Origin of the sequence: Selenomonas ruminantium AC2024 (assembly GCF_000687995.1) — a bacterium.
In the GTDB taxonomy this organism is placed as follows: domain Bacteria; phylum Bacillota; class Negativicutes; order Selenomonadales; family Selenomonadaceae; genus Selenomonas_A; species Selenomonas_A ruminantium_B.
Genome location: NZ_JIAC01000001.1, coordinates 1,060,217 through 1,084,877, shown reverse-complemented (window position 1 = coordinate 1,084,877; position 24,661 = coordinate 1,060,217). Strand labels below are relative to the sequence as shown.

Here is a 24,661-nt window from a genome sequence, read left to right as displayed (position 1 = left end):
TTCCGCAGCTTTTGACAAGCCTGTCTATGGCGAAGGAAAATATTACCAGCCCCAACGGGCGTCTTAGCATATAGATGTTAAGCTAACGCACTAAACGCATCTGCAAGCTGTGCAAATTCATTCAGGGAAAGCGTTTCTCCCCGCCGCGTCGGGTCAATGCCCGCGCGTTCCATGGCATCGCGCACCTGTTCTTTGGGCAGTCCGCCACCTTTGAGCGCGTTGGCCAGAGTCTTGCGGCGCTGGCCGAAGGCGGCCTTCACCACGCGGAAGAACATCTTTTCATCCTGCACCTGTACCGCAGGCGTTTCCCGCACCTTGCAGGCGATGACCACGCTGTCCACTTCCGGAGCAGGGATGAAGGAACGGGGCGGCACGTCCAGCACGATTTCCGGGTCGGTGTAATACTGCACGGCTACCGACAAGGCGCCGTAGTCCTTGCCGCCGGGTTTGGCCACCATGCGCAAGGCCACTTCCTTCTGCACCATGGTCACCATATGGGTGATGGGCAGATGGCGCTCCAACAACGCCATCAGAATCGGCGTCGTGATATAGTAAGGCAGGTTAGCCGCTACCTTGAAAGGCTTATCGCCCATGATTTCCGGAATGTTGACCTTTAGGATATCCCCGGGCACAATGCGTACATTGTCATAACCCTTGAGGGTTTCGGCAAGAACCGCCGGCAGCTTCTTATCGAGTTCCACTGCCGTGACATCAGCACCAGCTTCAGCCAGCCCCTGAGTCAGCGTGCCAATGCCGGGGCCGATTTCCAGCACCCGGTCGCCTTCTTCAATCTGCGCCGCATCCACAATACCCTGCACGATGCTGCCATCAATCAAAAAGTTCTGGCCCAGCTTCTTGCTCATGCGCAGTCCGAAAGCCTTGAGGATATGGGTGGTTACCTCCCGGCTGGCAATCTTCGGCTGTATGGCTTTATCACTCATTTATTTTCCTCCGCTTCTTCTGCATTCAGTTCCGCTACGGCTTTGTCAAATTCTTCCCGGGTCACGCCGTAATGATTGAGCCGCTTCAAAAAGGTCTTGGCATTGGCAAAGCCCAAACCTAACTTGGCTCCGAGTTTTGCCCGGCGGCTGGCGGCAGCATTGGCGCCGGACAGGTCATTGACAATCAAATCCGCACCGCTGAAATTGTTGGTAGGCTCCCAGTCCATGGTGCGAACTTTTTCCAACGCCTTGCGAATGGCATCGGGCTTGGCCTGTTCAATGCCGATATCGTCATTATCCGTGGCATCCTCCACAGGCACAAAGGCGTGCTTGGCATTTGGGAACCGCTTGGTCAGATACGAGCGAATCCGCTCGCCAGCCGAATCCGGGTCCGTCAAAATGATGATGCCGCGTTTCTTATAGGCCTGCTCAATATTCTTGAGGGCCTGTTTTTTCAGATTGAATCCTTCGGTGATGATGCAGTCAGCTTCCACAGCCTTGTCGATGGCCACCACGTCCATCTTGCCTTCCACCACCAAAACTTCCTTTATCATTGAAAACTCCTTACTCTTTTAGTAACTTATCCACAAGTTTATACACATCTCTGTGGATATCTTCGATTTTCCGTGGATTATTTCCTTCGTTGCAGATAACCTTATCCCATTTATACTTATCTGCCAGTTCCAGATAAGCATTGTGACAGCGGTGCAGATAATCCGTATCCCGCTCGTGAATATCCTTCTTAGTCGCCGTTTCCTCTGCCCGGGCGGCAATGAGTTTATCCGCCACTTCCGGAGCCATATCGAGGAAGATTACCTTATCCGGCACAGGCAGGCCCATCTTGGTGAACTCAAAATCCCAAAGCCAGTCCAAAAAATTTTCCCGCTCGGTCTTATCCGTGAGTTTGACCGCCTGATGCACCATGTTGCTCGTGGTATAGCGGTCAGCCAGAATGATGTCCCCGGCTTCGTAGTAATCCCGCCATTTGCGCTGGTAGGAAGCGAACCGGTCTACCGCAAAGAAGGTGGATGCGGCATAAGCATTTACATCTGCCGCCTTTTCCCCAAATGCTCCACCTAAGTACATGCGCACGAGCGCCGAAGAATCATCTTTATAATCGGGGAACTCAATGCGGTGCACCCTATGCCCATCTGCCTGCAAATGGTCGTAGAGCGCCTTGGTCTGGGTGGCCTTGCCGCTGCCGTCCCCTGCTTCTATAATAATCAGTTTACCTTTCATCGGTTATCCCTCACAACTTGAATGGTTTGCAGTGTACTGTCTGCGGGGCCCACAACTTTCAACCCCAGCCGCTGCATGGTGCGAATATAGTAAAGGGCCTCGGGCTCAATCTCATCCCCCGGTGCCAGAATAGGAATCCCCGGCGGATAGAACATAATCTGCTCGGCGGCAATTAACCCCGCCGCCTCTTCAAAGTCCACCGTCTCCCGCCCGCCGAAAAAGGCCTCGCGGGGACGGATGCCCACAGCAGGCACCGGTGGGATTTCCACCGGCAGGGTCAATTCATCAGCATCTGCGAACTGCGCTGCCAATCCCTGCAGGGCTTCCACCAGAATCTTCACCTGCGCTTCCGTATCCGCATAGGAAATGATAAAGAGCAGGTTGTAGGCATCGGAAAGCTCGCACTGTATCTTATACGTATGGCGCAGGATGGACTCTGCCTGCACGCCGGTAATGCCCAAGCCGCGGACGCTCACGGTGACCTTGGTCAGGTCGAGCGATTCGCCAGCAGGCAAATAATCTGCCCCGAAGCTCCAGAGCCCCGGAATCGCATTGACCGCCTGCCGCAGTTTTTCCGCGAGCTTTACGGCCCGGTTCACCAGTTCCTCGCCCTGCTCTGCCATCTGCAGCCGCGCAATGTCCAGCGAGGCCAGCAGCAGCTGATTGGGGCTTGTGGACTGCAGCAGGCTTGCCGCACAGCGCACCCGTTCCAAATCAATGCGGTCTTTTCTGGCCAGCAGGATGGAAGTCTGCGTCATGGAGCCTAAAATTTTATGGGTGCTCTGGGCCGCCATATCCGCTCCGGCATCCAAGGCCTGCAGAGGCAGCTTGTCGCTGAACTTCAGATGGGGACCATGGGCCTCGTCCACCAGCAGAAGCATCCTGCGGCTATGGACGAAATCGGCCACTTTTGACAAGTCAATGGTCACCCCATAATAAGTGGGATAGACCAGTAGCAAGGCCTTGGCCTCGGGATGTTCGTCTGCCGCCGCCACGATATCTGCCAGCTGCAGGCCCATGGGAATGCCCAGCTTTTTGTCAATACGGGGCTGGATAAAGACAGGGCTCACCCCTGCCAGAATCAGCCCCCCAATCATGGAGCGGTGCGCATTGCGGGGCACCAGTACCTTGTCGCCGGGCTTCAGTGTGCCCATAATCATGGCATGAATGGCCCCGCTGGTACCGTTAATCATGAAATAAGCGGCATCGGCTCCATAGAGCGCTGCCGCAAGTTCCTGGGCTTCTTTTATGCACATGGTGGGCTCGTGAAGGTCATCGAGTTCCTCCATCAGAGAAACTTCTTCACGCAGCCCCTGCGGGGTAATGAGTTCCTGCAGGAGCGGATGTGCGCCCAGCCCCTGCTTATGCCCCGGTGTATGAAATGCGAGAGCGCCGTCTCCCGCGTAGGCCTTCATAGCCTCCGCCACCGGCGCTCGAAATTCGTTCTTCGTATCTGTCATCTGCCTTTGCCTTTTTTCTTTGCTGGCGTCTTGACCACCTTTACATCCTTGGCTTCCTGCACAGGTTCATGCAAGGGCACCCGCAGATGCACCCGCGTGCCTTCTCCTATCGCCGAGGTAATGTTAAGTTCTGCCCCGATGATTTTGGCCCGCTCCCGCATGCCCATAAGGCCGAAATGGTGGTTGGTCTCTACCACGTCCTCCGTGTCCTCATCCGCATTCTGTGCTTCTTCCTTGGCATCCGGGTCAAAGCCCTTGCCGTTGTCTTCAATCAGCGCCGAAATTGCCGCCGGTGAATAGAGCAGCCGCACTTTGGCCTGTTTGACATCTGCATGGTGGTAGATATTATTCAATGCCTCCTGCACAATGCGGAAGATGGCAATTTCTACATGCTTAGGAAGTTCGTAAACCTTGCCATCCATGGAAAAATCAATGGCCAAAGTTCCTCGTGAAGCCAGACGGCCAATCAGCTGATTGAGTGCCGCCACCAGCCCCAAATCATCCAAAGCCATGGGACGCATATCAAAGATGACTTCCCGCACACTGCCCAAGCAATCCCGCATCTGCTGACGCATTTCCTGCAAGGTACGCTTGGCCTCATCCGGGTCATAATCCACCAATTTTTCGGCAATGGAGGTCTGGAAAATGATATTGGCCAAATCCTGTGCCGGGCCATCATGCATTTCCCGGGAGATGCGGTAACGCTCCTCCTCCTGGGCCTTGATGATGCGTGCGCCCACAAATTTTTCCTTCTGTACCGCCTCAATTTTCCAAATAACGCCGTTTACCTGAGTGCTTAGATAGGACAGTACCGAACCCACAGCCAATGCCAGATGCTCAGCCTGGGCCAGCATGGTCTGCAGATTCCGCAGGCGCAGCTCCAATTTATCACGTTGAGCGCGAAGATTTGCTTCCTTCTCCCGCTCTACGCCCAGAGACACCTGCACATTCTTTACAGACTCATAGCATTCGCGCACCTTTTCCTCGGAATAATCCTGGAAATTGCTGCTGACCTTGACCAGCTTCTGCTTTTCCTGCTGTTCCTGTTTGGAGAGTCCGTCCACCCGCTCAATGGTCTGCCGGGTCTGCTCCCGCAAATCCTCCAACAGCTTGCGGCTGCTTTCCACTTCCGAGCGGGCAGTCTCATAGATTTCAAAAATCTGTGACTTGTTGTCCTCAATGGTACTGATTGTGTTGCTTAAAATTTTCTTCAGGGACTGTGCCTGCAGCCCCCCCATATCCGGGGGGAGGCTCCCACTCTGCTGGTCTGCCATGTTGGCCTCCTTGACACCGCCGTACCTCTAGCGGCTGTTATTTCCGACGCTGACCGATAAAACGAAGCAGCAATAAGCCTAAAATGCCCCCTGCCAGAATGTACAAATCTGTCAGTTTGAACAGGGAATCCATACCGTTTTCCTGCAGCTTGGTATATACTGCTGCCACCACTAAAAGTACCACTAATATATTGGTAATCAATTTTCCATGTGTTTTTATGAATCCTATTTTCTCCACCCTCAATTCTGTGTAATATACAATCCTACATCTTAAATTATACTAAAAAACAACCACAGGTCAAGAGTTCATTCGTCCTGTACCCTTGCTTTTATCTTAAAATGCCATTAAAATAGAAGGGTGTATTATATATCCATAATCGAAAGGTGATACGAGAATGAGCATTTTTTCGCGTTTTCTGCCCAAGCGCAAGCCGGTAGAAATCAAAAACAATATTCCGAAGGAAAAGGCCAACATCAAAAAGACCTTCGGCGTTTACTGCCACAGCCACCACGATACCAAGGGCGATAAACTCTGCCCCAAGTGCACGGCACTCCTGGCCACCGTGCTGACCAAGATGAGCCGCTGCCCCTACGGCATCACCAAGCCCATCTGCGACCGCTGCGATAGAGCTGCTGAATGCCTGGGTGCCAAACAGTCTCAGGAATTCATGGCTATCATGAACGGCAGCCAGAAGCGCATGTTCCTGTCCCACCCCATGATGACCATCAAGCACAAACTGGCCAGCATGGGCGTGGATTACGCCAAGTTCCAGCAGGCCAAGAAGATTGACGATAAAGTCAAGGCCAAAGCAGAGGCTGCTAAGAAGCGCGCCAAGGAACGCAAAGAAAAGAAATAAGATTTTACTCGCTTAGAGTTCGATTTTAGTTCGATACAATCCGCCGGAGGGCGGGAGAGGTAATTACTTTCGGCTGCTTATACAGGCTTGTCTAACGCTGCCGAAAGCAACCACCTCCCCCGCCCTCCTTAGTTTTGGCACAAATTGAAAGCAGCATATAACCAGCAAAATCAAGCACACCAAGCGCAGGAGCTGGGAATAATTTTTCGTAGCGTTTGACAAGCTTGTCTCAGCGAAGAAAAAATATTCCCAGCTCCTGCGCGCCTTAGCACATAAATGTGATGTACGCAATAAGCCCGTGGGGCTGGTGATGTTTTCCGTAGCTTTAGGCAAGCTTGTCTATGGCGAAGGAAAATATTACCAGCCCCACGGGCGTCTTAGCATATAAATGTAATGTACAAAACAAGCCCGGTGGCTGATGATGCTTTCCCGTCGCGTTAGGCAAGCCTGCATAAGCAGAGGGAAAGTATTATCAGCCACCGGGCGTCTTTTTTATCGATGTAAACTTAAACTTATTTGACCAGCCGCAGCCTCGGCCCCTTATCTTCTTTCACCCCAGGCGCATCTCTATCTTCCGATGTTTTGCCCCCATGGTCGCAGATATTTAAGAGCATCCCCATGGCCACCATGGAGACCATCAGCGACGAGCCGCCGTAACTGATAAAGGGCAAAGGTACACCGACTACAGGCAGCAGTCCGCCAACCATCATAATGTTGGCAATGGCCTGTCCGGCTATGAGCACCATAATGCCCGTAGCCAGCATCTGGCCGAACTCATCCGGAGCCCGGTTGGCAATGCGCACGCAGAAGAGCACCAACAAAGCCAAGAGCAGGAATACAAGAAAGGCTCCCATATAGCCGTGCTCCTGACTGAAGATGGCAAAGGCAAAGTCCGTATGGGCTTCCGGCAGGTACTCGTACTTGCTGACGCCTTCGCCCAGGCCCATGCCCCAGAAGCCGCCGGAGCCGATGGTGGACAAAGACTGCACCGTCTGATAGCCCATCCCCTGCGCATCCGCCCAAGGGTCAAACCAAACCTTAAGTCGGGCCATACGATAGGGCTGAACATTGACCAAAATGAGAATGAGCAGGGCGAGAAATCCTCCCAGCCCCAACACATACTTAAAGGACATGCCGGCCACCACCGCCATGATGACGGGCACGCCCAGCACAATGGCCGCGGTTCCCATATCCGGCTCCAGCTCGATAAGCACAGCCATCACCACGATGATGCCGTATTTCAGATTGCATACGTTGAACAATGAGTTGGCCTTGCCCCGCTTTATCCTCGCCGACAAAGTTGAGGCTGCAAGCATTAACGACACCAGCTTAGCCAATTCCGCCGGCTGGGCACCGAAGAGCCACCTTTTGGCGCCGTTAACCTCCGTACCGATAACCAGTACCCCGACCAACGACAGGAATGTCGCACCAATGACCGCCAGCATCAACGGCCCCTGCAAGGGCCGCCAGCGCCGGTAGTTAATCTTGCGGAAGACAAAGAACAGTACCAACCCGGCCAGCATAACCAATACATGGCGGCGCAAAAAGTGATAGGGATTTTCGTAATCCGTAGTGCCCAGCACAAAACTGGAACTAAAGACATTGATGGTTCCCAGCACCATCAGCACCACCATAATGGCAATAATGGGCTCCGCATCGTTATTCCAAATCTTTTTCCGAATCCGCACGAAAAAGCCTCCTTGTGCCTTATGCGAATATTACCTCACAACGGTTGATTTTCTCGCCAAAGCCGCTGAACTTGCGTTCATACTCCGTCATGATATTGTCCGGACGATTCTCCGCATGGAGGTCAAAGGAAACATCCTGCACCTTGAGGCCCGCTTCCTCGAACTGCTCCAGAGAGAAATCGAACAGCGGACGGTTGTCCGTCTTAAAGTGAAGTTCGCCGGGCTTTTTCAGCAGCTTGCGGTATTTTTCCAAAAAGCCCACATGGGTCAGGCGGCGCTTGGCATGGCGCTTCTTCGGCCAGGGGTCGCAGAAGTTCACATAGAAACGGTCCACTTCGCCTTCCGCGAAGATATTTTCAATGTTGTTAATATCAAAAACCAGCAACCGCACATTGGTCAGGCCCTTTTCTGCCACCTTCTTGGCCGCAGAGTAGAGCACATCCTGCTGGGCTTCAATGCCGATATAGTTAATGTCGGGATTGCGTTCTGCCAGCTGGGTGATAAAATCGCCCTTGCCAGTGCCCAGTTCCACATGCAGAGGTGCCTGGCGGCCGAAGATTTCTCCCCACTGGCCCTTTTTCTCCTCGCCAATTTCCTGGTCCTTGCTGAACACAAAGTCATCGAATTCATGGATAGCTTCATCTACCCAAGGCTTTCTCCGTAAACGCACAATCTTTCTCCTTACTTCTTTTCCAATCCATACTTCTTCAAATACCGGTACAGGGTTACACGGCTCACATTCAGGAGGTTAGCCAGACGGCTCACATTGCCGCCGGCAGCCTGCCATGCCTTCACAAAGACTTCCTTGTCTTCCTTCCACTTGTTGTCCGGCTTCACATCTCCCATAAGACTGATGTCATTGGGGTTGATTTCCGTGTCACTGGTGTTGAAGAAGGCATACTCCAACACACTCTGCAACTGCTTGATATTGCCCGGCCAGTCATATTCCCGCAGCACACGCTCCGTTTCCGGCAGGATTTTCTTGGGCTGCATCTGATGCTGCTCCGCAAGCTCGCTGATGATATGGGAAGCCAGCTTGGGAATATCCTCACGGCGGCTGCGCAGCGCCGGTACCCGCACGATGCTCTTGGACAGCGCTTCGTAAAGGTCACGGTCAAAGAGGCCGCGTTCCGTGAGGCGCTTCAAGTCGCTGTCGCAAGCGGCGATGATGCGCACATCAATGCTGCGCTCCACCTGTTCGCCCACACGGCAGGCCTTGCCCTTGTTCAGGGCATCTGCCAGAGCCTTGGCGATATTTTTCGGCATCTTTTCAATTTCATCTAAGAACAGGGTACCACCGGAAGCCAGTTCCAGACGGCCTTGATGGCTGACCTCACTGTTCAGCACCACGCCGAAGAGTTCCTGTTCCAGAAGTTCGGGGGTGGTATCGCCGCAGCGCAGAGTAATCAGCGGGCCTACCGCACGATTGCTGGCCTGATGGATGCCATGGGCCATACGCTGCTTGCCCGTACCAGCTTCGCCCTGAATCAGTACATGGTGTTTGTTCTTCGCCACGCGGGCCGCCTTGTTGCGCACGCTGGCAAAAGTCGTACCTTCTCCGACCATGGACCCCAGGCTGTATTTCGCCGTATACCCTGCCGCATGTGCAACCAACGTACGCAAATCTTCAATGGGCATGGAAACTACGACCACACTCTGCACGGCCTGGTCTTCATCACGTTCCAACGGAACCACCGTGGTGATGTCCTCGTAGGTCTTGGCCGGGGTAATCCAGGTCACTTCTTTGTTATAAGAAGGTATCCCGCGGAAGCCCTTATAGATAGGCGTATGCTGATAGTTCATAATCACATCATTGAGATTGGACGCGCTGCGGCGGGCGCCGGGGTCGCGTTTGGCGCCAATACCTTCCAGACGGGTATGTCCCAGCCGGTTGGCATAGGCCACTTCCCCGCCGGGCAGTACATGATAGACCGCAAAGGGCGTAGCATCTAAGATAGCTTCATCCGCCTTAATGCGGATGGCTTCGTTCAAATGGCGCTCCAAAGCCTTGCGCATGGTAAAGAGCAAGGAAATTACAGCATCCTGCGGCATGGCCACCTGCTCCATGGACACCAAGGTAATGATATAGTTCAGTTCACCGCTGACCATAACCGGTGCCGAGCAGGCATCCCCGAGCTGGCATTCCTTAACCCACATCTCAGGGCCGAACATCCAGAACGGTGCCTTATGTTCCAAAGCCACGCTGATGGACGAGGTGCCCACCTGGTCAATACCCACATTTGCCCCTTCGATTTCGCCCGGGGTCATCTGATAAAAGGGCAGGGAATAGCTCTTGAGTACCGTGCAGTCTGCGTCAATGAGCAACAGACTCAGGTTGTATTCCTGAAAAAATTCCTTGATGCCATCGGAAAGGTCGCTTAAATACTCAATGGCATCCGCATGCTTTAACTGCAGCTCGTGAAATTCCTCTTTGGTAAGCAGATGCTTAATGGCCATCTTCTCCAGACCCACGCCGAACTTCTTGCTCTGCTGCCAGGAATCCGCCACCCAAGGATGGACGTTAGGGTCCAGTACACCCTCCTGGGCAAATTTTTCATAATAAGCTTCGAGCTTGGCACGGCTCCGATGCTCTCTAATCATAATTTATCCTCCCTAAGAACCGTTATTTTATCTACCTTTTCAAGCAGAATATCCTTCCGCAATTTCTTCCGGTCAATAAGTTTCGTACCTTACATTTTAACAAGCCTAAAAAATTACTGCAACAACTTTCGGAAAAAAAGTTTACATTTTTTGAAAAAAAACACGTAAATTCGTAAACATATCGCAAAACACCCTTGCAACAGCTGTCAAGACAGTGTATAATGCAACTTGTTATTTTTCATTGTCATGACAGTTGTCGTGTTATTTTTAGGAAAGAGGTATGATTATGATTTTACAGCGGCTGGAATCCCTGCCTGTGGGGAATTTCCACTACAAGCTCTTATTGCTGACAGGTCTGGGCTGGCTTTTTGACTCCATGGATACAGGCCTTATCGCCTTCGTACTGCCGGTACTGGCCAAGGAATGGGCGCTTACGCCTGCGCAGGTGGGCTGGATTGGTTCCATCGGCCTTATCGGCATGGCCTTGGGTGCTGTGCTGGCCGGCACTTTGGCTGACCGCATTGGCCGCAAGCGGGTATTTTCCCTGACGGTGCTCCTCTACAGTTTGTCCACGGGGATGTGTGCCCTGTCCTGGAGCTATGAATCTCTGCTCGTATTCCGCTTTCTGGTAGGCTTCGGCCTCGGCGGCGAACTGCCGGTTGCCGCCACCCTCATGAGTGAGTACGCTCCGGCACATCTGCGCGGCCGTTTCATCGTCCTCTTGGAAAGTTTCTGGGGCGTGGGCTGGCTGGTGGCCGCCTGCATCTCCTATCTTCTGATTCCTGCCTTTGGCTGGCAGATTGCTTTCGTCATCGGTACCCTGCCCGCTCTCTATGTATTCCTGATTCGCCTGCACATGCCGGAATCCATCCGCTACCTGCTGACGAAAAACCGCATTAAGGAAGCGCAGGATGTCATCCTGATGCTCGAAAGAAAATTAGGCGTGGAAAGCAAGCCCTTCACCGGAGAAGTTGACATGTCAAAACTTTCCAGTCAAGGCACGGAAACCAAACCCAAGTTCTCCGCTCTCTGGAGCGCTCCCTTCCGCACCCGCACGGCCATGCTCTGGCTGGCCTGGTTCGGCATCGTCTTCAGCTATTACGGCATCTTCATGTGGCTGCCCTCCATCGTTTATGCGCAGGGCTTTGCCGTGGTCAAGACCTTTGAATACGTGCTCATCATGACATTGGCGCAACTGCCCGGTTATTATGCCGCCGCCTGGCTCGTGGATGTGATTGGCCGCAAGTACACCCTGTCTCTGTTCCTGTTGCTCTCCGGTGTCTGCTCCTTCTTCTTCGGCAACGCCGAAACTTCCACCGCATTGCTCGCCTGGGGTTCGGCCATGAGCTTCTTCAACCTGGGTGCCTGGGGTGTTATCTACACCTACACGCCGGAACAGTACCCGACCGCCATCCGCGCACTGGGCAGTGGCTGGGCTGCCGGCTTCGGCCGTATCGGTGGCATGCTCGCCCCGATGCTCGTGGGGGTAATGCTCGGCAACGCCTTTGGCATGAACACCATTTTCCTGATGTTCGCGTCGGTATTTGTCATCATCTCTGCTGTCGTTATCCTCTTAGGTAAGGAAAGCAAGAAGAAAACGCTGGAAGAACTTGAAGTTGCTTTAGAAAGCTGATAGCATCCAAGAAATTCATCATATGAAAAAGTAGAAGAATATCATAAAAAAATCCGCAAGCCCATGAAAACTTGTTTCTATAAGATTTATGCGTCACCCGTGTAAATCCCCAGAAATAAGTCTTCATGGGCTTTTCTTATATATAAGTATTGCATTTTTCTGTGATTCCCCATTGACTTTTTTTAGTACCTGCTTATATAATGAATTATCTTATTCATATTATTTTCATGCTCTAATTAATTGGAAAGGACTTGATTTTTTGTTTTTATTAGCGCTTTCACCAATCCTTTGGCTGGCTATAGCGCTGTGCGTACTGCACATGCAGCCGCACAAAGCCTGCCTCTTGGCTCTGCTCATCTCTGCTGTAGTGGGTATTGGTCTCTATGACATGACCACTATTCATGCGTTCCAGGCTTTCCTGGAAGGTGTAGCTCTTGCCTGCTGGCCGATTTTGCTGGTCATCATTGCCGCTATCTTCACTTACAACCTGTCAGAACACACCAAGGGCATGGAAGGCATCAAAAAGATGCTGACTTCCGTCAGCAACGACCGCCGCGTGCTGATTCTTCTGATTGGCTGGGGCTTCGGCGGCTTCATGGAAGGCATGGCCGGTTTTGGTACGGCTATCGCCATCCCCGCCAGCATGCTGGTTGGTATCGGTGTGAACCCAATCTTAGCTGCCAGCGTCTGCCTGGTTGCTAACTCCGTCCCCACGGCTTATGGTTCCATTGGTATTCCTCTGGTAACGCTGGGCAATGTCACGGGCACAGATGCCACGACGCTGGCTACTTACACCTGCCTGCAGCTGGCTCCGCTGACCATTCTCTGCCCCTTCATCATGACGCTCGTTGCCGGCGGCTCCCTGAAAGCCCTCAAAGGCATGACCATCATCTGCCTGGGTGCAGCACTGGGCTTTTTGATTCCGGAACTGGCCGTAGCTCTTACTATGGGCCCGGAACTTGCCGTTGTCGCTGGTTCCATCGGTGCTATGGGTGCGATTATTGCCTGCGCCAAGATGTTCCCGGTCAACGACCCGGCTTATGCTATGCCTGCCCATGAAGATGACGAAGAAAAGCTGACGGTTGGCAAAGCCATCACGGCCTGGCTCCCGTTCATTCTGATTTTCGTCTTCCTGCTGGCTACCTCCAAGCTGATTCCGGCTATTCATGACCCGCTCAATCTCATCAAGTCCTCCGTACTGATTTATGATGGCGAGGGCGGCGCTCCCTATACCTTTACTTGGGTTGCTACTCCGGGCGTGCTGATTTTCCTGGCTGCCTTCATTGGCGGTTCCAAACAGGGCGCTGGTTTCGGCGAAATGCTGGGCGTTCTCAAAAACACGGTATATGGCCTGCGCTTCACCATTCTGACGATTATCTCCGTTATCGCTACGGCTAAAGTCATGGGCTATGCCGGCATGACCCACGAAATCGCTGAGGCTGCTGTGGCTGCTACGGGTACAGCTTACCCCTGCATTGCCGCCTTTATCGGTTCCATTGGTACCTTTATCACCGGTTCGGCAACGTCGAGCTGCGTGCTGTTCGGTAAACTCCAGACCGAAGCTGCCCAGGCTATCGGCGCTACGCCTGCCGCACAGGCATGGATTGCTGCTGCTAACGCTACGGGCGCCTGCGCCGGCAAGATGATTTCCATCCAGAGCATCGCCATTGCCGTTGCCGCCATCAAAACCGCTGGTGCTGATGGCAAGCTGCTGGCATTTGCTGCCAAGGTTTACGTTCCCTTCATCATTGTGATGGGCCTTATCGTTTACTTCGGCCAGAGCTTAGTCGGTTAAATTTCCACCACCGATTCGTATAACATCGCTATATAATCAAAGCCCGGAATAACTATTTTCTCCGCTTAGACAAGCTTGTCAAACGCTACGAAAACAGTTATTCCGGGCTTTTGCATACCGTTATAAAAATCTCATAATATTTCTAACGGTGGTCACTGGCCAATACCAGGGCGCAAACGGATTTGGCTCCGGCCGCCTTTAACACTCTGGCACATTCCGCCATGGTAGCACCGGTGGTCAGAATATCGTCCACGAGCAAAATATTTTTACCTTCCAGCGCCTTTGCCTCTGTTACGGCAAAGGCGTTTTTGAGGTTCTCTGTCCGCTCTTGCTCGCTGAGCTCATACATGGGGCGGGTGGCTCGTGTGCGTTTCAGCAGGCGCCTCATGGGGATGTGCTGACTTGTCAAAAATTCACCGAATATCAGCTCCGCCTGATTAAAGCCCCGCTGTTTTTCCTTGGCCGGATACAGGGGCACCGCTATGGCCATATCCATTCCGCTCAGCAGTTCTTTCACCTGCGCTTCTCCCGCTGCCGCCTGCAGAAAGCTTGCGATATAAGGCAGATTGCTGCGCTGCTTTTGGTATTTCAGATGACGGATTAAATCCCGCAAACTGTCCTTATATAAACCAAGTGCCCATGCGTCGGCTAAAAAAGCACGCATAGGCACGGAAAGAGGCAAGCGATGAGGCTGCAAAGCCTGGGTGAGGCACGCAGGGCACCAGCCGCCCTTTTTCTCCACATAAGCATGGCACAGCGGACAATGAGGCGGAAATAAAAAATCCAGCAGCATCTCCCATAAATTAACCACGGCCAAAGAACCTCCGTTTCGGCCGCTTGTTTTCCCAAACCATCACGGCCTCCAATACGGAACCGGCCACACAGCGGGCCTTGTCGGAAATCGTGAAGCATTCTTCCTGCCCCATGGTCGGATGGATATCGGCAATCTTCTGCTCCTTCTTCACCTTGCTGCCCCGATGCAGGGCACCGCGCAGAACGCCGTCAATCGTGGCCTTTATCTCAATGTCACGGCCATCTTCCGTATGGAGCACCGCCAAAGGTTCTCCTTTTTTGACCATCAGGGAAATGGTGCTCAGCACATCCACCGTGCCGGCTTCGGGGGCGAAAATCAAATGCTCCATGTTGGCGCTTTCTCCCACCGTGCTGCTCTGAATATCCTGACTGCGGGCAGAAAATCCCTCGTAAATCAAACGGCCTAGATTGTGGCCGCGCATGGTTTCCACCACCACATCGACATCACGGCCGGCGCAGAAGCCGGGGCCTAAGGCAATGGTATGCTCTGCCATATCCTTGGTCGTGCCATTGGTGCTATGGGAAAGGATGGCATCCACCAGCACCTGTGGCTTCAATTCCTTCACGCTGCGGGCAGTCGGATCTTCGAGCATCACGAGCTCACCCTTCTTCAAGCGGTCCTTGGCCTCGATGAGATTCTTGGCCTTATAACAGGTTATGCGCTCCACTTTGGCCTGACCGCGGTACATGGCCTCCGAAAAAGCCACACGCCGTCTGGTGGCCGATGGTTCTTTTTTCTCCAGTACCAGCACCCGGAACCCCGCCCGGTATAAAGCATGAATCGTCCCGCTGGCCAATTCGCCACCGCCACGCACAACAACCAAATGTTTCATTGCCTCTGCTCCTTCTCCGTTACAAATGTTATCTTTACTATTATACTATATATTTTCCTCCATGGTTTACGATAATTTCTCTCAAAACGTTAATTTTATTATTCATAAGTATTGCAATTATCAGATAAGTATGTTATTATGGAATCGTAAAGAGGAGATGGATACGCAAACCACTAGAAAAGTAATTCTGTCGTTTGAAATTTTAGCAGGTGGGTATCTAGCCGAAACAGGCTCTCTTCAAAACCTTACATACTTGTTTTACGAAAGGATGTGAGTGTTTATTGAAGAAATCACTTGGCAGGAGCTCTTTTGAAACCTAGCTAGCAAGTGCATTGGTGAAGTACAAGAATATCCAACAGTCGAAAAAGAGACGTGATGATGGCTATGCCGCCAGACGTACTCAAAAGCAGTTGGAAGTTTGGAGCACAACGCTAGGATTGAGGAAGCACATACTGCTACCCCGGGTAAGTCTTTACGTTCATCTATGAGCATCGAAACTGTAGTAACCCTATTGTTATCGAATGAGAGATGACGCGCGCGCAACAAGTGAATCTGTGTATTCAAAAATGTTTCAGCTGAACATCCATATATTATGGAACACTGCGCAAGGTTTCTGCTCGAGAGGAAATCTTTGCCGACAAATGAATATGAGAAGGATACGTTAATATCTATGAATATCCATAAATAAAGCCGGTACGCGATGCGTGCCGGCTTGCCTTATTTGCACTTGTTTTACCTGTTATCTTTCGGCATTATATGATAAAATAAAAGCGTAATAATCTATTATAAGATTGGAGATGTTACTTATGGAAAATCCTATGCTCGGTAAAGTACAAGACCTTAGCCGTGGGGCTTTCATGACCGAAGCAGCCAGCTATTCCGGTATTGCCATGAAGGAAATCCTCATGGTGCTGCTCGTAGCAGCTTCGGCTTTTGCCACCATGATCAGCGGCTATGCCACCATGGTTACAACGGTAGTCGCCTGTGTGGGCTGCCTGATTATGACCTTTATCGTGAGCTTCAAGCCGGGGACGGCAGGTTTTATCTCCCCGCTGTTCGCTATCTTTGAAGGTGCTTCCATTGCTATGCTGTCCATGGTTGCAGAAGCCTTCTTGCCCGGTGTAATCATCCAGGCAGTAATGCTTACCTTCACCATCGCCATCGCCGCTGCTTTGGTATTCAGCCAGGGATGGATTACAGTAGATGGCAAGTTCATCAAGGGCGTTACCATTGCTTTAATCGGCCTGTTGCTCAGCTATCTGCTGCGCTTTGTCCTGGCCCATTTCTTTGCTGTGGATTTTGGCTTCATGGAAGGCGGTCTGATTGGCGTTGGCATCAGCCTTTTGATTATCGCCATTGCCACCGCCTGCCTGTTCATTGATTACCAGCAGATTCAGGAAGCAGTAGCCCAGGGCCTGCCCAAGGACTACGAATGGTACTGTGCGTTCTCCCTGCTGATTACGCTGGTCTGGCTCTATGTGCGCTGCATTGACCTCCTGCTGACCATCAGCAATATGGGTGATGACTAAATCACGCAATAAAAAAGCTTGTGGATGATAAAAATCTGTCCACAAGCTTTTATTTTTGTCTAAAATCAGCTGTCCTCGTAAGGACGCACCCGCAGGGTCAGCCCCCGCGCATCACAGATGGCCTGGCATTTGGCGATTTCTTCCGGACCTTCCACCTTGTCCACGATGGTCAGCACCACGTTCGGCACATACTTCTTGCAGTGCTCTGCAAAGTCCAGCATGGCCTCATAGGACTTCAGGCCATACTTGGCTCTGGTCAGCTCGTAATAGCGTTCCGCATTGGAAGCATTGAGACTGATGGAAATGGTATCGAGAACACCCTGAAAATCTGCGGCGATTTCCCTGCTATATTCCAGTTCCCCGAGCCCATTGGTATTGAGGCGGGTAGGCAGCTCCGGATGCTGCTCCTTCACATAGTGCAGAAGTTCCGTAAGTGTTGCCAGCTGCATGGTCGGCTCACCGAAACCACAGAACACCACTTCCCGGATATATTCCCAGGGGACATCATCCAAGGCTGCTTTTAGCTCATCGACTGTGGGCCGCTTTTTCAGCCACAGGCTGGATTCTTCCGCCATCTTTTTCATATTGCGCAGGCAGAAAGTGCAGGCGCAGTTGCATTCATTGGTAATGTTGACATAGAGATTCCGCTTGCCTTCCGGCTGTTCTTTCAGGCTTTCCTCCAGAGGCAAGTACCTGCCCCCCTTGTGGGTTGCATAGACTAACAATTTACTTCAGCTCCCTAAGATATTCTTCAAATGGCAAACCATAATTCCAGGGCAAATCCAGTTTCACCGCATAGCCCAAACATTTCTTGATAAACTCCGCAGCCTTGACAGCGGCTTCCTCTAAGGATTCCCCGTTGATAAGACTGCCGGCCACGATGGCAGCAAAGGCATCTCCAGTACCGGAGCGGTCCCCCCCGACTTTTTCCACCGTGAGCACCTTGCCCCGGCCAGCTTCGTAGATAAAGTTCCGCAGGGAATCCTCACCATGCAGTCCTGTAATAATCACCTGAGACGGCCCCTGCGAAGCCAGTTCACTGGCCATATACTCCAATTCCTCGTTGGTCACATGACCATTCTTAGGATAAGAAATATCCAGCAGGATGCAGGCTTCCGTAAGGTTTGGCGTCACCAAATCCGCATAGGCCAGCAGGCGGCGCATCTCCGCACACATCTCCATATTGTAGGAGCTGTAGAGCTTGCCATTATCCCCCATCACGGGGTCAACCATCACCCGGGTATAGGGCTGCTTGAAGCGGCGGATAAACTCCTCCACAATGGCAATCTGCTTCACCGAGCCCAAAAAGCCTGTGCAAATACCATCAAAGGACAGCTGGTTTTTCTCCCAGCTGTCCATATAGGGCTTCATCCTCGCTGTATAGTCGTCCAAATAGTGGTGCTCAAAGCCTGTGTGCACCGACAGGATGGCTGTGGGCAGCGGGCAGGCCTGAATCTTCATCGCGGAAATCAGGGGCAGCTCCACCGCCACGGAACAGCGGCCAAAACCGGTTATATCGTTTATCAGGGCAATGCGTTTTTGACGTCTTCGCAAGGAATCTCCTCCCAGAATCTAGTGGTTAGCGGTTGTCCACCTTATCCATGGCCACCATATCGTGCTCGGCAAAACGGCGCCAGGCCAGTTCCTCGAACTTGGTACCGGGCTGTCCATAATTGGCATAGGGGTCAATGGAAATACCCCCACGCGGCAGGAATTTGCCCCAAACTTCGATATACTTGGGCTCCATTAACTTCACGAGGTCCTTCATGATGACATTGACAACATCCTCATGGAAATCCCCATGATTGCGGAAACTCACTAAATACAGTTTCAGGGATTTACTCTCCACCATCTTCTCTTTGGGCACATAACTGATGTAGATTGTCGCGTAATCCGGCTGTCCCGTAATGGGGCACAGCGCTGTAAATTCCGGGCAGTTAAACTTCACCCAGTAATCATTTTCCGGATGACGGTTCTGGAAAGTCTCCAGAATCTCCGGACAATAGTCATAGTGATACTTGACTTTCTTCTTGCCCAATAATGTGATATCTTCTTGTTCCTTGTTTCGCATTATGCCTCTTTCTCCAACTTAAGAAATTTCTCTTCAAAGTCGGCCACGCTTTCCGGATGGCCGAACAAATATCCCTGAATGGCATCTGCCTTGCATTCCTTGGTCAAAAGCTCATATTCAGCTTCTTCTTCCACCCCTTCAATGCAGCAGTAAATGCCAATGCTGTGGCAAAGGTCTACCACATACTGCACCAGACGGCGGTCAAACTCATTTTCCAGAATCTTCTTCACGAATTCCCGGTCAATCTTGACGATATCGCAGGAAAGATTCTTCAAAGAGGCCAACGAAGAATAGCCCGTGCCAAAGTCATCCATAGCCACGGCAATCCCCATCTGACGGAAGGAATCAAACTGCTTGTTGATAAACGTCCAGTCCGCTACAATCTTACTCTCCGTAAGTTCCAGCACAATGGAATCCGACGGCATGTCATAACGCTCCAGACACTCCTCTACGAATTTCTTAAAGGATAAATCCTTTATTTGCTCGTAGCTCATATTGACGCTGACCCGGAAATTCGGCACATAACGCCGCCACTTCTTACAGGTCTTGATGGCCTGCTCTGCCACCCATTTGCCCACGGGTATGATGAGCTTGGTTTCCTCCAAAATGGGAATAAATTCCATCGGTGCCACCATGCGGCCCTTGGGATTTTTCCAGCGCAGCAGAGCTTCCGCACCGATAAGTTTCTGGTCACCGGCGCTGACCTGAGGCTGGAAGAACAGACTGAACCCTACGCAGCCATTTTCCACGCTCTCCCAAATGCTGTCCCGCATGGAAATCGAGCGCACCCAGCGGTTGTACTGCTCTTTGCTGAAAATCGTATTGCGGTTTTTGCCTTCCCGCTTGGCAATATCCATAGCCGCTTCTGCATGCTTATGCAGCACCAGATAATCCTTCCCAGCCTCGGGATAGAATACAGTGCCACAGGAAGCCGTGCAAAAATACTGGTGACCTTCAATGTCCTGAGGGCGTGACAGGGCACTCTGCACGCTGGCAAAGATTTCCGCCACTTCCTGCTCCTTGGCACCGGGATAAATCAGGGCGAACTCATCCCCATCCAGCTTGAACAGCGTGAGTTCTGAAGGGATAACATTGCCAATGATATCCGACACCCGCTTCAGAACCAAATCCCCGGTCATGCGATTATACGTTTCGTTGACAATCTTGAAATTATCCAGGCCCATCACCATAATGGCCCCGCCTTCACCAGTTGTCCGGTACTGCGCCAGCGCCATCTTGACCGCATGCTCAAACTGATACTTGTTCAGGAGACCAGTCACCTCATCCGCTTGATTACGCTGAGCCATGCGGGACATGGTTCCCACAAACATATAGGGATTACCGTCACGGTCAAGTCCGACCCGGCCACGGCAGCTTATCCAGACATACTCGCCTTTGCGGGTCTTAACCCGGTACTCCATATTATGTTCACAAGGCACCTTAGAAGCCATGACCTTGGCGATTGAGGCCTGATAGCTCCCCCGCTCCTCGGGATGAACTAGTGGCATCCAATACTGGTCAAAGTCATACATGATTTCGCCGGGCAGGTCAAACTCATTGGCCAGATTCGGCGACACCATTACCAAATTTTCCTGTAAATCCGTAAAAAACAGATAGTCTTTGGCCGTCTTACCCAGCAAATCAAAATAGAAGCGGAAACGGCGCAAACAAGGGCTTAGGGGAATACGATTATTCTTTCTCATAATTATCATCCTACATTGCCGATTATCATTATTTGGGCAACATACCCACTTATCTATATGATATACCTAAACAGGGGTTATAAGCAAGTGAAAACAAGAAAATAACAATACTCGAAACTACAAATTCTCCTTTGTAGTTTAACAATATCCGCCAACTCTTTTCTATGGATAAATTCCCTTTTTTGAGCTATAATACATACAAGACCTCAAAATCTATCATTTTTGAGGTCTTGTATGTAAATCACCGCAATTTTTATCATGAGGTTATTACTATGCTTTACGAATCTCTTTATCATATCTACTATAAAAGCCCAGCTGACTGGGAAAAGGAATACAGCCAACGCTTCCACAGCGCAGCAGCACGTCATTTGCCTGTCAGTATCAGCCAATATGGCCGCCAACAGGAGCATCCTGCTTTTTTTTGCTACACGGAAGAGATTGCATTGCTGCAGGACAAAATCATGAATGGATTTCATCAATTCACACAAACTGCAGGCAGACTGCCGCCTATGGCAATGCCCCTCTACCTTCACACCTGCCTGATTGACGAAATTAAGTCCAGTAATGATATCGAAGGGGTACGCAGTACCCGCAAGGAAATTATAGATGCCCTTAACCGTCCTGTACAGGAACGTTCCTCCCTACGGCTAGGGAACCTTGTCAGCCAATACGAAAAAATTATAGACGGTGCAAAACTTAACCTCAATAGCAGCCAGGATATCCGTCGCTTATTTGACGATTTTATCTATGACGAGATAAAGCGCGAAGAACCACATAATTTGCCCGATGGCAAAATTTTCCGCCGTGACAGTGTAGATATCGTGTCCGCCTCCCAGAAAACCGTCCATCGCGGACTCTACCCCGAAGCCAAAATCATCGCATATATGGATAACGCTCTTGCCATCCTCAATGATGACACCCTCCCTATCTTCATCCGCGTGGCGATTTTCCATTACCTCTTCGGCTATATCCATCCCTTCTATGATGGTAACGGCCGCCTGTCCCGCTTTATTACCGCCTATTATCTGACACAGAGACTCCATCCAGCTGTTGCTTTGGGCCTATCTGTGCTAATTAAGAACCAACGCAGCAAATATTATAAGCTCTTTACCATCACCGATGCCGACTGCAATCGCGGCGACCTGACCCCCTTTATCACCGGCATGCTGGAATTTTCCGTAGAAGCCCTGCAAAACACCAGTTATGCTTTACAGGAAAAACTTGCCAACTATGAAAGCTGCCTGCCTAAGCTGACAAAACTCGACCTCCCCAATAAAACCACCAATCACCTCTGCGACCTGCTCCTGCAAGGCACAATCTTCTCTCCCCATGGTCTTAGTATGAAGGACTTACAAAAATATCTGGACAAAAGCGAAAACACTATCTATGCCCACCTAAAAAAAATTCCTGCTGAACTATTGCTAGTTGACAGCAGGACGAAAAATTATTTATACAAGCTCCGCTATACACACTCTCAAGAGTGACAAAATGCCCCCGCCAACGGCGGGGGCATTATTGCTATTGCTTATGCAATTAGTGGTTGAAGATATTCTTCAGAGCCTGCTTATTCACATCGCGGTTAAGCTGTGCGAGATAAGTCGTGAGCTTGATGTTCTTCGGGCAGGCCTGTACGCAGTTCTGGCTGTTGCCGCAGCTGGTGATGCCGCCTTTTTCCATCAGGGCATTCAGGCGCTTCGGAGCGTCGAATTTTCCCAGCGGATGCAGGTTGAAGAGATATGCCTGAACCGTCGGGGACGGGCCGATGAAGTCGGACTGCGGACCTACGTTCGGGCATGCTTCCATGCAGCAGCCGCAGGTCATGCAGTGAGAAATCTCGTAAGCCGTCTGTGCGGTGTACGGGTTCTGAATCGGAGCATCCTTAACTTCCCAGGTGCCGTCAACTTCAACCCAGCCCTGAATGCGTTTGAGGCTTTCAAACATAACAGAGCGGTCGATTAAGAGGTCACGGATAACCGGGAACGTACGAGCCGGCTGCAGGCGGATGGGCTGTTCCAGATTGTCAATCAGGGAGCAGCAAGCCTGACGAGCTTTGCCGTTGATAACCATCATGCAGGCACCGCAAACTTTTTCCAGGCAGTTGCATTCCCAAACAACAGGAGCAACTTTCTTGCCGTCAACGGTGACCGGGTTCTTCTGAATTTCCATCAGGGCGGCAACAACGTTGAGGCCCGGACGGTAATCTACATCGAATTCTTGCGTATAGGGGGCCGAATCCGGGCCATCCTGACGCTCGATTACGAATCTGACTTTTTTCTGTTCTGCCATTGTTATTGTCCTCCCTCTTACTCTTTCTTAGCTACAGCGTAGTTACGCAGACGCGGCTTAATGAGAGAGTGTTCAAATTCACGATAGGAAACTTCCGGTTCACTGTTGGCAGCGTCAAAAGATACCACCGTGGTACGCATGAATTTCTCATCATCACGGCCAAAGAACAGCAAATCATCATTGCCATCGTCAGTCATGGCACGGCCAGTCTCAGCATCGAAATGGTATTTGCCATTCTTTTCATCGAAGGCCTGCTTCTTAGCTGCATCCCAGGAATCGTAGTCGGATTTGAGCACAATCTTGGCATGAGCGCCACGGCTTTCGTCACGCTGCAGAGCGGACTTGGTGATGGCCATAGCATAGATGATCATGTTGCGGAGCTGACGAACGAACATAGCTTCCTGGTTTGCCCAGTTGCCATGGTCCGTAACACCGATGTTGTCCCAACGTTTGAGCAGGGCATGGAGTTCTTTCATGCACTGTTTGAGGCCGTTGTTATCGCGTTCGATGGACACGTACTTGTACATGATGTCACCGAGTTCATGGTGCATCTGATGTGCATTTTCAGCACCGTTCATGTTGCGAATCTTATCGAATTCAGCAACGCATTCCTGACGGGCTGCTTCGAGTTCTTCTGCGGTGAGAGCGTCACCGAGCTTGCCGCTGCGAGCGAGGCGCAGAGCTTCCGGACCGGAAATCGTGCCGGAATAGGTAGCAGACAGCAGGGAGTTTGCACCCAGACGGTTTGCACCATGGTACTGGTAGTCGCATTCGCCGGAAGCCATGAGGCCCGGGATGTTGGTGTGGTGTTCTCTGTCTACCCAGATACCACCCATGGAGTAATGGATGGACGGGAAGATTTCCATCGGCACCTTACGCGGATCCTGACCTACGAAATCATCGTACATTTCGAGGATACCGCCGAGCTTGCGTTCGAGGTAATCAGCCGGGATATGGGAGAGGTCGAGGTATACGCGGTTCGGGTTGGTCATGCCGAGGCCCATGTGAACAACGACCTTGTAGATTGCACGGGAAGCAACGTCACGCGGTACGAGGTTGCCGTATGCCGGATACATATCTTCGAGGAAGTACCAGCGTTCTTTTTCGCCCGTCTGGGGGTTCTTGCGATATACCCAAACGCGGCCGCCTTCACCACGGCAGGCTTCGGACATCAGACGGTTCTTATCAGAACCCGGAATAGCCGTCGGATGAATCTGCAGGAATTCGGGGTTGCCGATTTCTGCGCCCTGCTGGTAAACAGCAGATACGGCGGAACCATTGCAGATGGTGGAAGCCGTGCAGCGGCCATATACCTGGCCAGGGCCACCAGTAGCAAGGATTACCACATCAGCGGGGAAAGCCTGGATTTCGTTGGAGTTCATGTTCTGAGCAACGATACCACGGCAAACACCGTCTTTGTTCTTGATGATCTTGATGAATTCCCAGAATTCATATTTCTTTACGCCGCCCTTAACTTCCCAACGGCGAACCTGCTCGTCGAGAGCATAGAGGAGCTGCTGGCCCGTCGTAGAACCGGCAAATACGGTACGTTTGTTCTTCTGGCCACCGAAGTTACGGAGGTCAAGAACACCTTCCGGCGTACGGGTGAAAGGCACGCCCATGCGGTCAAACATGTGCACGAGCTTCGGAGCTGCTTCAACCATGCCTTTAACAGCCAGCTGGTCAGCCAGGAAGTCACCGCCGTATACCGTATCATCGAAGTGCTCATAGATGGAGTCATGCTCGCCCTTGGTATCCATGCAGGCGTTCATACCGCCCTGTGCGCACAGAGAGTGGGAGCGTTTTACCGGGCAATAAGAGAAGAGGTCAACCTTACCGCCGTCTTCGCAGATTTTCAGCGTAGCCATGAGGCCGGAGAGGCCGCCGCCTACGACAATAATCTTTTTTTCAGGTTTATTAGCCATTGAAATTCTCCTT

General features: G+C 51.6%; 22 protein-coding genes. 5 read left to right on the top strand and 17 right to left on the bottom strand.

Going from position 1 to position 24,661, the window contains the following annotated elements; genetic code table 11:
* Nucleotides 1-77: 77 nt before the first annotated feature.
* The 6 genes from rsmA to P157_RS15805 are packed head-to-tail and all read right to left on the bottom strand — an operon-like array spanning nucleotide 78 to nucleotide 5,083.
* A complete protein-coding gene (rsmA, locus tag P157_RS0105035) occupies nucleotides 78-941 on the bottom strand; it encodes a 16S rRNA (adenine(1518)-N(6)/adenine(1519)-N(6))-dimethyltransferase RsmA (protein ID WP_026760038.1) in 864 nt (287 codons plus the stop codon).
* Entirely contained in the window at nucleotides 938-1,495 is a 558-nt protein-coding gene (gene rnmV / locus P157_RS0105030; RefSeq protein ID WP_026760037.1) for a ribonuclease M5, read from the bottom strand. Before rnmV ends, rsmA begins: the two co-directional genes overlap by 4 nt.
* A 10-nt stretch (nucleotides 1,496-1,505) precedes the next feature.
* Nucleotides 1,506-2,180 carry a dTMP kinase gene (locus tag P157_RS0105025; protein ID WP_026760036.1) on the bottom strand — a complete coding sequence of 225 codons (675 nt, stop codon included), beginning with the start codon at nucleotides 2,178-2,180 and terminating at the stop codon, nucleotides 1,506-1,508.
* Nucleotides 2,177-3,640, bottom strand: a complete 1,464-nt coding sequence (locus tag P157_RS0105020) for an aminotransferase class I/II-fold pyridoxal phosphate-dependent enzyme (protein WP_026760035.1) — start codon at nucleotides 3,638-3,640, stop codon at nucleotides 2,177-2,179. Before P157_RS0105020 ends, P157_RS0105025 begins: the two co-directional genes overlap by 4 nt.
* Complete coding sequence (locus P157_RS13910; protein ID WP_037368127.1) at nucleotides 3,637-4,914, bottom strand: sensor histidine kinase; 1,278 nt, start codon at nucleotides 4,912-4,914, stop codon at nucleotides 3,637-3,639. Before P157_RS13910 ends, P157_RS0105020 begins: the two co-directional genes overlap by 4 nt.
* Before the next feature lie 37 nt (nucleotides 4,915-4,951).
* On the bottom strand, nucleotides 4,952-5,083 hold the full coding sequence (locus P157_RS15805; RefSeq protein WP_268988113.1) for a hypothetical protein: 132 nt from the start codon (nucleotides 5,081-5,083) through the stop codon (nucleotides 4,952-4,954).
* 226 nt (nucleotides 5,084-5,309) lie between these two features.
* Between P157_RS15805 and P157_RS0105005 the strand changes: the two genes are divergently transcribed.
* The gene (locus P157_RS0105005; protein WP_026760034.1) at nucleotides 5,310-5,771 is read left to right on the top strand and encodes a nitrous oxide-stimulated promoter family protein; all 462 of its coding nucleotides are present in this window, start codon (nucleotides 5,310-5,312) and stop codon (nucleotides 5,769-5,771) included.
* A gap of 512 nt (nucleotides 5,772-6,283) precedes the next feature.
* On the opposite strand, the gene P157_RS0105000 is transcribed toward P157_RS0105005, so the two are convergent.
* Genes P157_RS0105000 through P157_RS0104990 form a run of 3 tightly spaced genes read right to left on the bottom strand, consistent with a single transcriptional unit; the run spans nucleotide 6,284 to nucleotide 10,060 of the window.
* Nucleotides 6,284-7,459, bottom strand: a complete 1,176-nt coding sequence (locus P157_RS0105000; RefSeq protein WP_026760033.1) for an FtsW/RodA/SpoVE family cell cycle protein — start codon at nucleotides 7,457-7,459, stop codon at nucleotides 6,284-6,286.
* A gap of 19 nt (nucleotides 7,460-7,478) precedes the next feature.
* A complete protein-coding gene (gene trmB, locus P157_RS0104995) occupies nucleotides 7,479-8,129 on the bottom strand; it encodes a tRNA (guanosine(46)-N7)-methyltransferase TrmB (protein ID WP_026760032.1) in 651 nt (216 codons plus the stop codon).
* A gap of 11 nt (nucleotides 8,130-8,140) precedes the next feature.
* On the bottom strand, nucleotides 8,141-10,060 hold the full coding sequence (locus P157_RS0104990) for a sigma-54-dependent Fis family transcriptional regulator (RefSeq protein ID WP_026760031.1): 1,920 nt from the start codon (nucleotides 10,058-10,060) through the stop codon (nucleotides 8,141-8,143).
* A gap of 286 nt (nucleotides 10,061-10,346) precedes the next feature.
* Here P157_RS0104990 and P157_RS0104985 point away from each other — a divergent pair, with 286 nt between their 5' ends.
* Nucleotides 10,347-11,693, top strand: coding sequence for an MFS transporter (locus tag P157_RS0104985; protein ID WP_026760030.1), 1,347 nt, complete (start codon nucleotides 10,347-10,349; stop codon nucleotides 11,691-11,693).
* A gap of 259 nt (nucleotides 11,694-11,952) precedes the next feature.
* Nucleotides 11,953-13,488: an L-lactate permease gene (locus tag P157_RS0104980; protein WP_026760029.1), complete on the top strand. Its 1,536-nt coding sequence runs from the start codon at nucleotides 11,953-11,955 to the stop codon at nucleotides 13,486-13,488.
* Nucleotides 13,489-13,630: 142 nt separating this feature from the next.
* Here the strand turns inward: P157_RS0104980 and P157_RS0104975 are convergent, their stop codons facing one another.
* Entirely contained in the window at nucleotides 13,631-14,299 is a 669-nt protein-coding gene (locus P157_RS0104975; protein ID WP_230578442.1) for a ComF family protein, read from the bottom strand.
* The gene (gene yqeB, locus P157_RS0104970) at nucleotides 14,292-15,134 is read right to left on the bottom strand and encodes a selenium-dependent molybdenum cofactor biosynthesis protein YqeB (RefSeq protein ID WP_026760027.1); all 843 of its coding nucleotides are present in this window, start codon (nucleotides 15,132-15,134) and stop codon (nucleotides 14,292-14,294) included. Before yqeB ends, P157_RS0104975 begins: the two co-directional genes overlap by 8 nt.
* An 806-nt stretch (nucleotides 15,135-15,940) precedes the next feature.
* Here yqeB and P157_RS0104965 point away from each other — a divergent pair.
* On the top strand, nucleotides 15,941-16,663 hold the full coding sequence (locus P157_RS0104965) for a Bax inhibitor-1/YccA family membrane protein (RefSeq protein ID WP_026760026.1): 723 nt from the start codon (nucleotides 15,941-15,943) through the stop codon (nucleotides 16,661-16,663).
* Between the two features lie 65 nt (nucleotides 16,664-16,728).
* On the opposite strand, the gene P157_RS0104960 is transcribed toward P157_RS0104965, so the two are convergent.
* From P157_RS0104960 to P157_RS0104945, 4 genes are read right to left on the bottom strand one after another with little or no spacing between them, the layout of a single operon-like run.
* Entirely contained in the window at nucleotides 16,729-17,388 is a 660-nt protein-coding gene (locus P157_RS0104960; RefSeq protein WP_026760025.1) for a TatD family nuclease-associated radical SAM protein, read from the bottom strand.
* A gap of 1 nt (nucleotide 17,389) precedes the next feature.
* Complete coding sequence (locus tag P157_RS0104955; protein WP_037368126.1) at nucleotides 17,390-18,217, bottom strand: pyridoxamine kinase; 828 nt, start codon at nucleotides 18,215-18,217, stop codon at nucleotides 17,390-17,392.
* 25 nt (nucleotides 18,218-18,242) lie between these two features.
* Nucleotides 18,243-18,737 (bottom strand): preQ(1) synthase, encoded by a 495-nt coding sequence (queF, locus tag P157_RS0104950; RefSeq protein ID WP_026760023.1) that lies wholly within the window; start codon nucleotides 18,735-18,737, stop codon nucleotides 18,243-18,245.
* Nucleotides 18,734-20,437 carry a GGDEF domain-containing phosphodiesterase gene (locus tag P157_RS0104945; protein WP_026760022.1) on the bottom strand — a complete coding sequence of 568 codons (1,704 nt, stop codon included), beginning with the start codon at nucleotides 20,435-20,437 and terminating at the stop codon, nucleotides 18,734-18,736. Before P157_RS0104945 ends, queF begins: the two co-directional genes overlap by 4 nt.
* Before the next feature lie 272 nt (nucleotides 20,438-20,709).
* On the opposite strand from P157_RS0104945, the gene P157_RS0104940 reads away from it, so the two are divergent.
* Nucleotides 20,710-21,921: a Fic family protein gene (locus P157_RS0104940; RefSeq protein ID WP_026760021.1), complete on the top strand. Its 1,212-nt coding sequence runs from the start codon at nucleotides 20,710-20,712 to the stop codon at nucleotides 21,919-21,921.
* Nucleotides 21,922-21,970: 49 nt separating this feature from the next.
* On the opposite strand, the gene sdhB is transcribed toward P157_RS0104940, so the two are convergent.
* Nucleotides 21,971-22,723 carry a succinate dehydrogenase iron-sulfur subunit gene (sdhB, locus tag P157_RS0104935; protein WP_026760020.1) on the bottom strand — a complete coding sequence of 251 codons (753 nt, stop codon included), beginning with the start codon at nucleotides 22,721-22,723 and terminating at the stop codon, nucleotides 21,971-21,973.
* A 17-nt stretch (nucleotides 22,724-22,740) separates the two neighbouring features.
* Nucleotides 22,741-24,648 (bottom strand): succinate dehydrogenase flavoprotein subunit, encoded by a 1,908-nt coding sequence (gene sdhA / locus P157_RS0104930; protein WP_026760019.1) that lies wholly within the window; start codon nucleotides 24,646-24,648, stop codon nucleotides 22,741-22,743.
* Between the last annotated feature and the right edge of the window lie 13 nt (nucleotides 24,649-24,661).

Bases quoted from the DNA above. Each gene is read 5' to 3' on its own strand.
- rsmA (WP_026760038.1), bottom strand. From the start codon at position 941: ATGAGTGATAAAGCCATACAGCCGAAGATTGCCAGCCGGGAGGTAACC.
- rnmV (WP_026760037.1), bottom strand. From the start codon at position 1,495: ATGATAAAGGAAGTTTTGGTGGTGGAAGGCAAGATGGACGTGGTGGCC.
- P157_RS0105025 (WP_026760036.1), bottom strand. From the start codon at position 2,180: ATGAAAGGTAAACTGATTATTATAGAAGCAGGGGACGGCAGCGGCAAG.
- P157_RS0105020 (WP_026760035.1), bottom strand. From the start codon at position 3,640: ATGACAGATACGAAGAACGAATTTCGAGCGCCGGTGGCGGAGGCTATG.
- P157_RS13910 (WP_037368127.1), bottom strand. From the start codon at position 4,914: ATGGCAGACCAGCAGAGTGGGAGCCTCCCCCCGGATATGGGGGGGCTG.
- P157_RS0105005 (WP_026760034.1), top strand. From the start codon at position 5,310: ATGAGCATTTTTTCGCGTTTTCTGCCCAAGCGCAAGCCGGTAGAAATC.
- P157_RS0104990 (WP_026760031.1), bottom strand. From the start codon at position 10,060: ATGATTAGAGAGCATCGGAGCCGTGCCAAGCTCGAAGCTTATTATGAA.
- P157_RS0104985 (WP_026760030.1), top strand. From the start codon at position 10,347: ATGATTTTACAGCGGCTGGAATCCCTGCCTGTGGGGAATTTCCACTAC.
- yqeB (WP_026760027.1), bottom strand. From the start codon at position 15,134: ATGAAACATTTGGTTGTTGTGCGTGGCGGTGGCGAATTGGCCAGCGGG.
- P157_RS0104965 (WP_026760026.1), top strand. From the start codon at position 15,941: ATGGAAAATCCTATGCTCGGTAAAGTACAAGACCTTAGCCGTGGGGCT.
- P157_RS0104945 (WP_026760022.1), bottom strand. From the start codon at position 20,437: ATGAGAAAGAATAATCGTATTCCCCTAAGCCCTTGTTTGCGCCGTTTC.
- P157_RS0104940 (WP_026760021.1), top strand. From the start codon at position 20,710: ATGCTTTACGAATCTCTTTATCATATCTACTATAAAAGCCCAGCTGAC.
- sdhB (WP_026760020.1), bottom strand. From the start codon at position 22,723: ATGGCAGAACAGAAAAAAGTCAGATTCGTAATCGAGCGTCAGGATGGC.
- sdhA (WP_026760019.1), bottom strand. From the start codon at position 24,648: ATGGCTAATAAACCTGAAAAAAAGATTATTGTCGTAGGCGGCGGCCTC.